The organism is Enterococcus sp. HMSC076E04 (assembly GCF_001814285.1).
GTDB classification, from domain to species: Bacteria; Bacillota; Bacilli; order Lactobacillales; family Enterococcaceae; genus Enterococcus_B; species Enterococcus_B lactis.
Window position 1 is genome coordinate 106,246 of sequence record NZ_KV815575.1, and the last position, 13,011, is coordinate 119,256.

16 protein-coding genes are annotated in these 13,011 nt (G+C 34.7%); 13 read left to right on the forward strand and 3 right to left on the reverse strand.

Translation table 11 applies throughout. The features are described from left to right. Window positions 1-88 precede the first annotated feature (88 nt). Window positions 89-439: a PepSY domain-containing protein gene (locus tag HMPREF2961_RS02725; protein WP_002292629.1), complete on the reverse strand. Its 351-nt coding sequence runs from the start codon at window positions 437-439 to the stop codon at window positions 89-91. 199 nt (window positions 440-638) lie between these two features. Between HMPREF2961_RS02725 and pepA the strand changes: the two genes are divergently transcribed. The 4 genes from pepA (at window position 639) to ytpR (ending at window position 3,477) form a co-directional block, all read left to right on the forward strand. Beyond that, window positions 639-1,718: a glutamyl aminopeptidase gene (pepA, locus tag HMPREF2961_RS02730; RefSeq protein ID WP_002294156.1), complete on the forward strand. Its 1,080-nt coding sequence runs from the start codon at window positions 639-641 to the stop codon at window positions 1,716-1,718. A 142-nt stretch (window positions 1,719-1,860) separates the two neighbouring features. Beyond that, complete coding sequence (locus tag HMPREF2961_RS02735; protein WP_002292632.1) at window positions 1,861-2,181, forward strand: thioredoxin family protein; 321 nt, start codon at window positions 1,861-1,863, stop codon at window positions 2,179-2,181. Window positions 2,182-2,202: 21 nt separating this feature from the next. Beyond that, window positions 2,203-2,667, forward strand: a complete 465-nt coding sequence (locus HMPREF2961_RS02740) for a universal stress protein (protein WP_002292633.1) — start codon at window positions 2,203-2,205, stop codon at window positions 2,665-2,667. A 204-nt stretch (window positions 2,668-2,871) separates the two neighbouring features. Next, window positions 2,872-3,477: a YtpR family tRNA-binding protein gene (gene ytpR, locus HMPREF2961_RS02745; protein WP_002294153.1), complete on the forward strand. Its 606-nt coding sequence runs from the start codon at window positions 2,872-2,874 to the stop codon at window positions 3,475-3,477. A gap of 105 nt (window positions 3,478-3,582) precedes the next feature. Here the strand turns inward: ytpR and HMPREF2961_RS02750 are convergent, their stop codons facing one another. Then, the gene (locus HMPREF2961_RS02750) at window positions 3,583-4,872 is read right to left on the reverse strand and encodes a S1C family serine protease (RefSeq protein ID WP_070703917.1); all 1,290 of its coding nucleotides are present in this window, start codon (window positions 4,870-4,872) and stop codon (window positions 3,583-3,585) included. A gap of 427 nt (window positions 4,873-5,299) precedes the next feature. Between HMPREF2961_RS02750 and rlmH the strand changes: the two genes are divergently transcribed. Beyond that, window positions 5,300-5,779 carry a 23S rRNA (pseudouridine(1915)-N(3))-methyltransferase RlmH gene (gene rlmH, locus HMPREF2961_RS02755; protein WP_002315620.1) on the forward strand — a complete coding sequence of 160 codons (480 nt, stop codon included), beginning with the start codon at window positions 5,300-5,302 and terminating at the stop codon, window positions 5,777-5,779. A 49-nt stretch (window positions 5,780-5,828) separates the two neighbouring features. After that, window positions 5,829-6,677, forward strand: a complete 849-nt coding sequence (locus HMPREF2961_RS02760; RefSeq protein WP_002331982.1) for an LEM-3-like GIY-YIG domain-containing protein — start codon at window positions 5,829-5,831, stop codon at window positions 6,675-6,677. A 270-nt stretch (window positions 6,678-6,947) separates the two neighbouring features. On the opposite strand, the gene HMPREF2961_RS15625 is transcribed toward HMPREF2961_RS02760, so the two are convergent. Continuing rightward, window positions 6,948-8,282 carry a hypothetical protein gene (locus HMPREF2961_RS15625; protein ID WP_237539400.1) on the reverse strand — a complete coding sequence of 445 codons (1,335 nt, stop codon included), beginning with the start codon at window positions 8,280-8,282 and terminating at the stop codon, window positions 6,948-6,950. A 153-nt stretch (window positions 8,283-8,435) separates the two neighbouring features. Here HMPREF2961_RS15625 and HMPREF2961_RS02770 point away from each other — a divergent pair, with 153 nt between their 5' ends. The 7 genes from HMPREF2961_RS02770 (at window position 8,436) to fic (ending at window position 12,712) form a co-directional block, all read left to right on the forward strand. Further along, window positions 8,436-8,744 (forward strand): DUF960 domain-containing protein, encoded by a 309-nt coding sequence (locus HMPREF2961_RS02770; RefSeq protein ID WP_083314201.1) that lies wholly within the window; start codon window positions 8,436-8,438, stop codon window positions 8,742-8,744. 26 nt (window positions 8,745-8,770) lie between these two features. Next, a complete protein-coding gene (locus tag HMPREF2961_RS02775) occupies window positions 8,771-9,070 on the forward strand; it encodes a 4'-phosphopantetheinyl transferase (protein WP_070703919.1) in 300 nt (99 codons plus the stop codon). A 173-nt stretch (window positions 9,071-9,243) separates the two neighbouring features. Next, a complete protein-coding gene (locus tag HMPREF2961_RS02780; protein ID WP_070703921.1) occupies window positions 9,244-9,795 on the forward strand; it encodes a DUF1643 domain-containing protein in 552 nt (183 codons plus the stop codon). Between the two features lie 145 nt (window positions 9,796-9,940). Continuing rightward, a complete protein-coding gene (locus HMPREF2961_RS02785; protein WP_002296258.1) occupies window positions 9,941-10,234 on the forward strand; it encodes a Mor transcription activator family protein in 294 nt (97 codons plus the stop codon). Then, complete coding sequence (locus tag HMPREF2961_RS02790) at window positions 10,227-10,523, forward strand: hypothetical protein (RefSeq protein ID WP_002312617.1); 297 nt, start codon at window positions 10,227-10,229, stop codon at window positions 10,521-10,523. The genes HMPREF2961_RS02785 and HMPREF2961_RS02790 overlap by 8 nt, the downstream gene beginning before the upstream one ends. 70 nt (window positions 10,524-10,593) lie before the next feature. Then, a complete protein-coding gene (locus tag HMPREF2961_RS02795) occupies window positions 10,594-11,508 on the forward strand; it encodes a DUF4767 domain-containing protein (RefSeq protein ID WP_083314200.1) in 915 nt (304 codons plus the stop codon). A gap of 598 nt (window positions 11,509-12,106) precedes the next feature. Continuing rightward, entirely contained in the window at window positions 12,107-12,712 is a 606-nt protein-coding gene (fic, locus tag HMPREF2961_RS02800) for a protein adenylyltransferase Fic (protein ID WP_070703923.1), read from the forward strand. The last annotated feature ends 299 nt before the right edge of the window (window positions 12,713-13,011 follow it).

Here is a 13,011-nt window from a genome sequence, read left to right on the forward strand (position 1 = left end):
TCTAAAAAACCACCCACTATAAAAGAAGGATAGGAGACCTCTCTTTTAGATAGTGGGTGCGTATTCGTTATTTCATTTTTTTGACGTATTAATCTATTGCGCCCTTTTTTCTTGAAATGTCTAATACGGTTCCTGTATGAGCATCTGCTAAAAATTCATAATAAACAGTTTCGCCATCTTCTATCCGAGAAAGCCCACCTCGATAAGCACTCGACCGAACGGCGAATTTTCTAATAGGTTCTTTTTCAAAAGAGATCCAAGAACCTTCGATTGCGCCTTCTTTTAAAAAAGATGTTTTGATATTTTCAAGCACTTGGTCTGCTGATAACACTTTTTTGCGATGATACCAAATCGTTGAAGCTACCCCGCTCAATAATCCTAGACCGATCCCAACGGCTAACCCGCCTTTAAAATAGCTTAATTCGCTTTCTTCATACATGTGGATATACCTCCTTCTTCTCACTTGCTACTCCTTGTGCTTATTTTACCACACTCTCATATTTTCTTTGAAATAAATAACCGCTACCAGAAAAAATAAGCTATAATAAATACAATCGGTCTGCAGAAAAAATCATATTTTATCCGCAGATCAATATAAGTCTGAGAGGAGTTTAGTCTGAAATTTAGACGAATAGCATATGGAAGAAAAAACATTTCAACGAATCAAAGAGTTAACAGAATTACAAGGAACAAGCGGTTTTGAACAAGACGTTCGAGCCTATATGGAAAGTCATATGGAACCGCTGGTAGATGAGTTACAGTTAGATGGTTTGGGCGGCATTTTTGGACTGCGCCACCATGAAGAAGCGGATGCACCTCGTGTAATGGTCGCAGCACATATGGATGAAGTCGGATTCATGCTGACACAAATCCAAGAAAACGGGCTTTTCAAAGTCGTCCCTCTAGGCGGCTGGAACCCTTACGTTGTTTCTGCTCAACGTTTTACACTTAAAACCTCTACTGGTAAGAATTATCCATGTATTTCTTCTTCCGTTCCCCCACATTTATTGCGAGGAACAAGCGGACAAAAATCAGTAGAAGTAACAGATATTTTGTTCGATGCTGGGTTTGAATCAAGAGAAGAGGCAATGAGTTACGGTGTCCTTCCAGGAGACACAATTGTGCCTTATGCTGAAACGATCAAAACAGCCAACGGAAAGAATATCATCAGCAAATCGTGGGACAACCGCTATGGCTGTACAATGGTATTAGAAGCTTTAGAAGCGTTACAAAATGAAACATTAGGTCATACATTGATTGCAGGCGCGAATGTCCAAGAAGAAGTAGGCTTACGTGGTTCTAAAGCTTCTGTCAATAAATTCAAGCCAGATCTGTTCTTTGCAGTAGACTGCTCTGCAGCAGATGACACAGTGACGAAAAATGGCACATTCGGACATTTAGGAGAAGGTACATTGATGCGTATCCAAGATCCAGGTTTGATCATGCTTCCTCGTTTGCGTGAGTACTTGCTGGATATTGCTGAAACAAACAATATCCCTTATCAATACTTTGTTTCAAAAGGCGGTACAGATGCAGGTGCTGCTCATACACAAAATGAAGGAATCCCAAGTACAGTGATTGGCGTAGTGGGACGTTATATCCATACGCATCAAACGATGTTCAGTATTCGCGATTTTGAAGCTGCACGAGAAATGTTGATTCAAACACTGAAAGGTTTGGATAAATCAACAGTGAACACGATCGTATACGGAAAATAACGCGATAGTAAAACTATAAAATCTGGCAAAAGCAACCTTTTGTCAGATTTTTTTTATAAAAAGAGGATCAATGTTTGTTAGTTCGTAAGAAAGGTGTATAATTTAATTGAAAAATACATAAAGAGAAAGTAGAGGAAAAAGAATGATTATCCCAAATAGTTTAGAAGAATTAGCAGGCTACGTAGAAACTGGAAAGAGTGTATTTTTCTTTACTGCCGGCTGGTGCGGAGACTGCCGTTTTATCAAACCGCAAATGCCTGAAATCGAAAATGACTTTTCTGATTGGCAATTTATTGAAGTAGACCGTGACAAGTACATAGATGTAGCCGCTGAATGGAACATTTTTGGTATCCCAAGTTTTGTCGTGATCCAAGACGGAAAAGAATTAGGTCGTCTAGTGAATAAAGATCGTAAAACAAAACAGGAAATCGAATCGTTCCTAGAAAGTGTAATAAAAGGCTGACATCTGTTAGGAGGGGTCAAGATGAATCAAGAATATAAGAACATTTTAGTAGGTATCGACGGTAGTGAACAAGCACTTGCTGCTTTCAAAAAAGCGGTAGAAGTGGCTCGCCGTAATAATGGGAAAGTATATGTAGCAAACGTAATCGATCAGCAATTTTATAACTTTATGGGCTATGCTCCTATTGATCAAAATCTAGTCGATCAGCAAACTGAAACAGCCAAGCAAATGATCGAAGAATGTAAAGAATATGGAAAATCTGTTGATTACACAAATATAGAAGGAATTATTGCCTACGGCTCTGTTCGTGAATCCATGGCAGTCAAATTGCCAAAAAAATATGCAATCGATCTAATCATGGTTGGGCAGTCTGGACTAAATGCAGTCGAACGCTTTATGACAGGAAGTGTAGCCAGCTACGTTATACGTCATTCACCTTGTGATGTCTTGATCGTTTCTGACGAAGAAGAACAACCAAGTAATTAAGCAAGTGGAACTTGTATAATCTTTTTAATCAATTCACTAAAACAGTAAAGGGACTGTGACAAAAGTCTTGTCACAGTCCCTTGTTACGAATAAATGGTGTTCCAGAAGAAGCTTCTTCGGAAATAAAGCATGAAAAAAATCTCATGCAGTGAATGCAATTTTTTGTTAAGATAAATCTCAGCAAAGGATAATGGAGGAAAGAACATGATTTTTGCTTATAACAAAGCACACGTCGGAGACACTTTGATGGTTATCATAGCCGACGATAAAGGAACAGAAAACACTGTTGAACGTAAATGGAATGTTGCTCGGATCAAAGATGAACAAGGTCAAGTTGTTGCTTGGAACTTTTTCCATATCTCCGATCATCTAACAATCGAAGGGAACGGCCAAGTAAGCTTAACAGATGAAGAATTAGCGAAATTGAATCGATTAATCAAAGAAGCAGGATTCGAAGAACAGCTTGAAGCTGATCATGAACCGAAGATCGTTGTCGGTTATGTCAAAACATGCGTCCCGCATCCTGACTCTGACCATTTATCGATTACTGAGACAGAAGTAGACAATGGGACAGTATTGCAAATCGTTTGCGGTGCACCAAATATCGAAGCTGGACAAAAAGTTGTCGTTGCAAAACCAGGAGCCATGATGCCGGATGGAATGATGATCTGGCCAGGAACTTTGCGAGGGGTAGACAGCTATGGAATGATCTGTTCCGCTCGTGAATTGCATTTGCCAAATGCTCCAGCAAAAAAAGGAATCTTAGTATTGCCTGAGGATGCCGTAGTCGGAGAAGCATTTCCAAAATAAAGAGGTTGTGAGCCTGCCGTTTCACTCTGAGTCGCAAGAAGTTGGCAGAAGAACACCATTTAAAAAAGAGGTTGTGACAAGTCTTTGTCACAACCTCTTTTTTTATTAATTTTCACTATTTTGATTTTGTTTTAATGCCGATTGATCGATCGTCAATTCAACAGTAGTTGTTTTTTCTTTCGAGCCTTCATAGTAAGTGATTTTGACAGAATCTCCCACTTTTTTCTTATACAAAGCAGATTGAAGTTCTACGCCAGAAGAAACTTCTTTGTCATCAATCTTAGTAATGACATCATATTGTTTCAATCCAGCTTTTTCAGCCGGTGTAGCTGTTTGGACATTTGTCACGATGACACCGTTAGTTACAGATGAAGGAATCTTCAATATTTGTTCTTGTTGCTGTGTAGAAACGGCAGATAAGTCGACCATTGTGATACCTAGAGCTGGACGTGTCACTTTTCCGTCTTTTTCCAGTTGATTGATGATATTCACTACATCGTTACTTGGAATAGCAAATCCCATTCCTTCTACGCTTACATTAGAAGTCGATTCAGAAGTACTTGCGATCTTACTTGAGTTGATACCGATAACTTGTCCTTCGATATTCACTAAAGGACCACCAGAATTTCCCGGGTTGATCGCTGCATCTGTTTGGATCGCATTGATATTGACTGTTTCGTTCGATTCATTCGTACTTGTTACTTGTCGATTCAAAGAAGAAATGATTCCTGAAGTGACAGAATTCGCATATTCAGATCCTAATGGGGAACCAATCGCAATCGCAGGTTCACCAACCTTCAGAGCGCTTGAGTCACCAAAAGAGGCAACCGTTTCGACTTTATCTGAAGTGATCTTCAACACCGCTAAATCTGAATAAGCATCTGTTCCAACTAATTCAGCTTTTACTTTCGTCCCGTCTTTCATCATGACTTCCAAACCTTGCTGTCCATCTACTACGTGGTTGTTTGTGACTACATAAGCAGTATTCCCGTCTTTTTTATAGATTACGCCGCTTCCTTCACTATAAGCTTCCAAATTACTATCATCTGAGCTGCTACTTTCTTCTTGCTGCCCGAATAATCCGCCAAAACCGCTTGATTGATTTTGACTTTGTAAGTTGATAACAGAAACGACAGCGTCTTGAACTTTATCTACCGCTTTGGTGATATCAGAATCTACATTGACTTTGACATTTTCGACAACTGTTTCACCGGCTGAATTTTGATTGCCGCTTGTAGCAGTAGAACTATTGTTGCCAGTGCCCATCGCTGCATAAAAAATGCCAGCTGTCAGTAGTCCTCCAACGATCCCTCCAACAAGCCCCAGACCCAACTTACGCCAGAGGCTATTATTTTTATTTTTTTTCATCTTTGGTGTCACATTTTTTCTATCCATGTGTTCCTCCTCCAATTACATTCATTTATCTACTTTTAGTATAGTCTTATTTGTTGACTTTAGTCTACTTTGAGACTGTGAACTTTTTATGAAAAACTTTAGGAAAAATCATTGTTTTCAGATGAAAATATTTGATTTTCTTTTTCCACAGATACTGTGTAAAACTACGCGAATAGGATTGGAAAAATAAGGGATAAAACATATCCACAGCCTGTGCATAAAGTGGATAAATTCTTATAAAACGTATGTTTGCCTAATAAATGTGATGAAATAAGGTAAAATAACACTGTTTTCTGTGGATAAACCTGTGGATGTTGTGCATAACTGTTGGGGAAATCTTTTTAACAAAAATAGCCAAAATAAACATATAGACGAAAAAATTGATTATAATAAACAAAGTGAGCGTGAAGATCAAAGGAGAGAAAACATGAATATCAAAATTATTTCAGTAGGAAAATTAAAAGAAAAATACTTGATCCAAGGTATCAATGAGTATGTCAAACGGCTGAATGCCTATGCAAAAATCGAATTGATCGAAGTTCCTGACGAAAAAGCCCCGGAGAATTTAAGTGAAGCGCAAATGAGACAAGTAAAAGAAAAAGAAGGAGAACGAATCTTAGCGAAAATCAAAGAACAAGAATATGTCTATGCCTTAGTAATTGAAGGGAAAAATCCCACAAGCGAATCTTTTGCTAAACAAATCGACCAATTAGGTATCCAAGGAAAAAGCCACCTTGTTTTTGTTATCGGCGGCTCTTTAGGACTCAGCGAAGCCGTCATGAAAAGAAGCAATGCTCAGATCTCTTTTGGCAAAATGACGTATCCACATCAATTGATGCGTCTGATCCTCGTCGAGCAAATCTACCGTGCCTTCCGGATCAATGCGGGGGCTCCGTATCATAAATAATGATATTTTTTAAAGACAGGGAAAAAATAGTAAAACAGGGGAGTATCAAATGAGTGAACTTAAAAAATTTTCTACGTCTACTTTAGCTGAGTTGCAAAAAGACGAAAAGCATCTTTACTATGTTTATTGCTTGGTCGATCCTAGAAACAACCAGACTTTTTACATTGGGAAAGGAAAAGGAAATCGTATTTTTGCCCATCGTCAAGCGGCAATGAGTATGTTAAGAAAATCAGATTTACTTGAAGAAAATGAAACAGCTAAAACATTGAAAATAAAAACCATCCAAGAAATAAACAGAATGAATCTACAAATACTAAGTTACATACTTAGTTATGGTTTAACTGAGAGCGAGGCTTATGCCAGTGAGAATACGTTAATCAATTATGCTCAACTGATTCAAGGACTTTCTTTGACAAATTTAGTAAAAGGGCATGGTTCTAAGGCAATGTTAGTGGAAGAGATAGAAGAGCAATATGGATTCCAACCGATGCCAATCAATGAAATAGCGACAGATGAGTTGATTTTAGCAGTAAAAGTGAGAGATGCTTTTAATCTTTGTAAAGATGAGTCAAAAGAATATCCGATTGACGACAGTTTTCGTGATGATGATAATTTAAAATCTCGTACGCTAGGTAACTGGGTAATTGGTCGCGATAAAATACATCGAATTCGCTATGTTATAGCTGTTAATACAGGAGCAGACAACGCGGTTGTTGCTGCGTATAAAGTTTCTTCTCAATATTCGGAATCGAAGAAATTTGAAAATGGCCGAACACGCTATGCATTTCAAGCATTATCGAATAGAGAAGATACTTTGCGAGAACTTAATTTATATAAACGATCTTTGCCAGATATCAAATTTGGTAGTGGGAGTGCAATTGCTTACATTAACAACTAGAATAACGTTAATTATAATATTCATTTTCAACGGTATTTCCGGTAGTAGTAGTTAGCTGAAATAAATGTAAATTTAACTATATATTATATCCATGAAGCCCAATCTTCTTTAAAGAAGATTGGGCTATTTTTAATGGCAAAGAATTTGTGCGCGTTTATTCATATCTTGTTTTGAGACATCTGGATATACCTAAAATTTATGCTCTTATTTTAACGGATAAAAAAGGCAAAGCACTAAAAACCTCAGTATTTTGTCTACAGTCTGAAACCACTAGCTTGCACCAATGGTTTTAATTAATTGAATTACTTGTATCACGTTTTTTACCAACTGAATTTTTTGTTCTTTTTCCTCTTCTTCTTTTTTTAAAGTTTCTATTAACTCCTCAAAAGATATTATGAATTCCTCTTTTATTTTGTGCGTATCAGTAAATTCTATAAGAAAGGCTTTTTCCAATTCTATAAAGAAGACTTCTTCAGGAAACAGTTTTCTTAAATTCTCATGTTCTAGTCTATGTTTAATTTTAGAGTTTAAATTTTCATCCTTGTGGAGAGAGACAGCCTGAAGATCGAAGATGTTAAAATTGAAATATGTCTTTGTTAAAGTTTCAAGAATTTTCATATGATCGTAACCCTTCCAAGGACCTTCATATTTCATTTGCATAAGATGAATTTTTTCTATCCATTCACTCCACGAATTCTTTTTTTCTTGAATTATTGGTAAAGCGTATTCAACTATATTATTTATAATATCTTTATAGTCAATAGTTAATTCAAATTCTCCTCCATTTAAATTATTATATTTATATATATCATAAATTATTTGTACAGGACAATTATTTTTAAGATACTCACTAGCTTTATCGAAAACGGACTTATTTGTAGTAGAATAAAAAAACTCTTCATAATATACAAAAAATTCCACATGTTTTTTCGTAATTTCTTTTATACTTCGAATTCTTGGAGTTGATTCACATTCATAATAATCAGCAACACGTCTACGATCATTAATATATATATTCATATCCCATTTTTCCGCTTCACCAATGGAACATAATGCTGTTACTTCACATAAAATATCAATTAGTATTTTGTTTACATATTCAAAGTCTAATTTATTCCAACCTAATTTTTCTAAATTTGTTCTAGTTTCATTAGATAAACTGGGTGAAAATTCATTGGGAAAGACGGGGAGATGATAGCATACTTTTTTTATATTAAATATATCAGGGTGTAGATAACTCTGGTTACCAGTAATAGCTGTTGCTGCATACCAAGTGCCATTTACTATGCTTTTTCTAGTAAATAATTCATTTATCAAAAGTATTAGTTTTCTTATTTCGCCATCTTCAAGTAGTCTTCTTGCTTCATTTAAATAAGAACTAGAAAAATTATTATAATCTTGGAAAGTCCATTCCTTAGAACGATAAGTTATTTCGTGTTCTAATTGTTTTTTTCTATATTCATCTATTTCAAGTTCATGTCTTTCAATATTGTTTCTTAACATTGTTAGTTGTAAATCATTTGTAGCACGTTGTTTATCTTGCTTTTTTCTATAGTTAATATCTTTTATAGCTTTTATGGAAAAAATATCATTAATCCAAGACATATAAGAATTCCTCCGATAAACTATTTTTAGTACCGTCTGTTTTTAATAGTATAAAATGAATCAAATTGAATATCAAATATATATTATATCCATGAAGCCCAATCTTCTATAAAAAAGATTGGGCTATTTTTTATGGCAAAGGAGGGAAAAGAAATGTTTCAAAATAAAGGACAACGTTATGTTACAAAGGGAGTAATGGACAGTTTGCCAGTGGAATTACAGGCTTTATGTTGGAATCTAATCGATCAAAACAGTCAAAAGCAACTTCCTTTAGACTATCTTCAAATTTTTGAATTTTCTACGGAAAAAGGAAATCAAAAGTTGGCTCATCGTCAAGAAGAACCGGAAGAAAGAAAAGAGTATCTGATTTCACCTAAGCTTCGTTTGAAATCAGTGTCTCAAAAAATATGGGTCATTGATTCGAGTGAGTATCAAACGATGTTATTACCAGAAGAAAACTAATATCTAAAAGAAAGGAGAGAAATGACTTGTTAGAAACGGCTATCGAAGTACTGGAAAAGTGTGCACAGCTAGTCACTACTCCTGAAGAGTGGGGCTATGAATCCGTTACGATGGAAAAAGAGGAAATTGAAATAGGTACGCTTCCTAAAGATGTTCATCTACCACGTTTAGTAATGACACATCTTTATATTTATTGCGCACCAGAAGATGGAAAAGACTATGTAGTTTATTTCATTACAGATATTACCAGCCAGCGAGAATTTGTTCGTGGGTTACTGGTAGAAGGACGATTGGTTTGGAGTCAGATTGGAGGAACGAATGAATAAGATCGATTATTTGAGAATGATTGCGAAATGTTTAGAAGATATCCTTACCGCGATTCATCAAATTCTGAAGAAAAAAGGAGAAAGAATATGAAATATTTTCAACTAGTATTGACACTTATAACGGCAATGGTGATTGAATTGCTTGAACAAAAATTAGCATAGGAGAAAAAGAGATGATTGAAAAAGAATTAGTGACCACACAAACAGAAGTTTGGCGAGATCCTCATCAAACCCATCGCTATGTTTTCAAACGACAATGGGCGATCAAAGGAAAAGAAGCGGAAGAGAAATTAGCGGTAGTCATTACTATTCGTCCAACAGATACAGAACCATTTACGAATGATTTGAGTATGTTATTAATCGAAAAGAATATCCGACAATTAGGATTTACTGGTTTTATTGCTGTGAATCTTTTTTCGTACACAAAAGCGAAAAGTCCTCGGGTATTTCTTCGAGGAAATGATGAACAATCTTTGGAAATATTAACGACTGTTTTTACAGAAAAGAAAATTAACACCATTATTTTTGCTTGTGGTTCGATTACAGCGACGAGTCAAGTGGCTTATGAACAAGCAAAGACTATTTACGATCCATTGAGTGCGAAACAAAAGAAGATGACCAAAGTATTGATAAATGCAGAAGGTAAGTTATCCCACCCACTAAGTATTCATGTTCGTAATGAATGGCAATTGGCAGATAGTCAATTATTATTTCAAGAAAAATAACGTTTTATTTTCTCATGTTACTTATAAGTAGTTTTACATGCTTTTTGACTTTAAAAATACATGTGATGATACATGTTATATGAATTATCAATGTACTCAGTAATATGCTATTTTCATTATGTAAAAAATAACAGGGGGTGTGTAGATGGAGATTGATGAAACTTGTTTGAGTAACTCTTATAAAAGTATGAATGACTTTTTTGAGGAAATGGAACTGGATTCAGAATTGCTCTATCAATTTTATCTTGCTTTTCGAGGGCAACAGATTTCTTTTCCAATGAAAATGTACGATCGTGAGTTAGTTAGAAAAAGAATCGAAAACATGATAGAACAGGAAAAAACTGTAGATATCCGTCAATTGACAGAAGTTTATGGTTTCTCTGCAAGATGGATTCAAAAAGTAATTAAACAAAAAGAAAGGAGACGAGTACATGGCTAAGCTGATTGTATTAGGTGGTTTAATTTACGGTGGATATTGGTTATATAAATATATGCTTGCGCATCCGAATATAGATAAAGGAAAAGTAATTAAGACAGTTGGGGTAATCATAGTTGGACTCATAGCTCTAACTAAGAAAAATAATACTAATAGCCCAAAAATAATGAGAACTTATCGCTGTAGAGGATGTGGAAGGGAAATTTCTACTAGTTTTAATCCATCTGAAAGCCCTCAAGGAAGAGATCGTTGTCATGCTGGCTATCGACATTCTTGGGAAAGGATTAACTAAATGAACACCATTGAGATTAATTGACTGATAGAATAAGTACGTGGGGGAGAAATTGAAAGGGGGAAATATAATGAAAAAATGGCTGTTATTACTAATTGGAATGGGAATTTTATTCACTGGTTGTACATCTGAGAATACGAGGACTAAAGCGACTATAGAAACTGATACAACAATTGAGACTAAAAAAAGTAAAACGCAATCAACTGAACAAACTACAACAGAAATGAAGCAATCTGTGGAAGCAAGTGCAAGTTCAATCACTGAATCTTCTTCTGAAGAGGTTAAGAATACTTTGTGGGATACGAATAAAGCTTCCCAATTAGAAACTTTTGTCACACAATGGGGAAAGACATTAGGTCAAGAATATAAAAGCTACAATCTTCAGAACAATGTAAGTCTGTATGGTACGCCTTTACCAAGTGCAGTTATTGATGGAAATTGGAAAATGGCAATCAATGAAGCACCAGTTACCGTACAATGGTCAGAAGATGGAACTGGTCATGCAGATTTCAATTTAGTAGCAGTTTATTCTGATGTAGAAACTGGAGAATATTTAGGGCAGCATGTATATTTCTTTGGCTTTCAAAATGGACAACCTAAAGTTTATTTAACGCAACAAAATCAAGGCAATGATAAAAACTACATGTACTTCAATGAAACTCAGAACCAACAGTTAAAACAAGGTTTCATTGATATTGTGAATGGACAAACTCCTCAAACTCCAGTAGTAGAAGAATCTACTCAACAAGCAACAACTACAGAAGAATCAATAGTATCTTCGGATTCTCCTTCTGCTTATAGTGTTGATCTATATGAAAGAGCAGAAACAATTAGAGGGTTATATGCTAGTCAAGGGCTTAATGAAGATATTTTAAATTCAATCCCAGATCAAGAAATTGTTGATTCTTTTGTAGGTAATGCTACGAATGCACAACTTGCACAAAGTACAACGAATCTATTAGAAAAATACCCTAATTTGAAATAAGAGTTACAAATGGACGGATCTTTTAGGATGATTAATCATTCTAAAACGGTTCAATAATTAGAGTTATACATCATCAAGTAATAACTGATTCTTAAAAAGCACCATAAGCTTTTTAAGAATCAGTTTTATCTATAAAGAGGGAGAAAGAATGTATTAAATGACTTTTTAACTAATATACATAAAAATAATAGGAACGATAATTGAAAGAGCACAAGCATTCTTTTGAATGAGATATTTAATTGAAAACCAATACAGTACTAGAAGTACCCAAAGTGACCAAAAGATAGTTGATAAAAAATGAGTAAGAAAAGTAAAATGAGATAAAAAATTGTCACTTTAGGTACTTTGGTACTAAGAAAGGCTTGTTTTTGTCTATTTGTTTCACTAAAGTATATAAAACAGAATTAATGCAGGAATCATAGAAAGTTTGTCATACTTTCTATGATTCCCTGTTTTACTTGACTTTTTGATATAATAAAATAGTTAAGAAAGTATTCAAGAGAATATTTTAGAAAATAGAGTTTATGAGTTTATGTACTGTAGAAAGAATTTGAGTGTCAATGATTTAGTGACTTAATATATGAATGAGGTGATTCTCTTGGTATTGGAAAATAAATTAGGAATAACCAATCAAATAGCTCTTGCGAAGGCAGAGGAACGAATAAGTAAACAAAAAGCAAAACATTTATATGATAGTGGAAAAATAAATGAAATAGAGGTTGGAACATTTAAGGGCTTAGCAACGATTCATTTTTATTTGTTTTCAGATATTTATAATTTTGCAGGAGAAATTCGAACAGTGAATTTGGCGAAGGGGAATTTTCGTTTTGCCCCATTAATGTACTTAGAAACTTCTTTACAGTATATTGATAAAATGCCTCAAAGTACGTACAAAGAAATTATTGAGAAATATGTTGAAATGAATATTGCCCATCCTTTTCGAGAAGGAAATGGTAGAAGTATGCGGATTTGGTTGGATCTTATGTTAAAGAAAGAACTGCAAAAGGTAATTGATTGGAATTTAGTAGATAAGGAAGACTATTTATCTGCTATGGAACGTAGTCCAATCAACGATTTAGAAATTAGTCATTTACTTTCTCAAGCACTAACAGAACGAATCCATGATCGTCAACTATTTATGAAAGGAATTGATGTAAGTTATTTTTATGAGGGGTATTCAGAGTATACGATTGATGATCTATAAATCTGTTTAGGTTTAATGTATTTCTACACAATTATTCTTACAATAAGAAAAGAGCTAACATAGAGACTCATAGAAAGTCCTTCATACTTTCTATGAGTCTTTGTTTTTCAAATAGGTAGATAAATAACATATGAATTCTTTTTTTGTTTTATGATAAAAATATGTAGTACCTAAAGTACCCAAAGTGACCAAAATATAGTTGATAAAAAAATGAGTGAGAAAAGTAAAGTGAAATAAAAAATTGTCACTTTAGGTACTTTGGTACTGAGAGTGTAAAATATTTTGTGTAAATAGAAAAA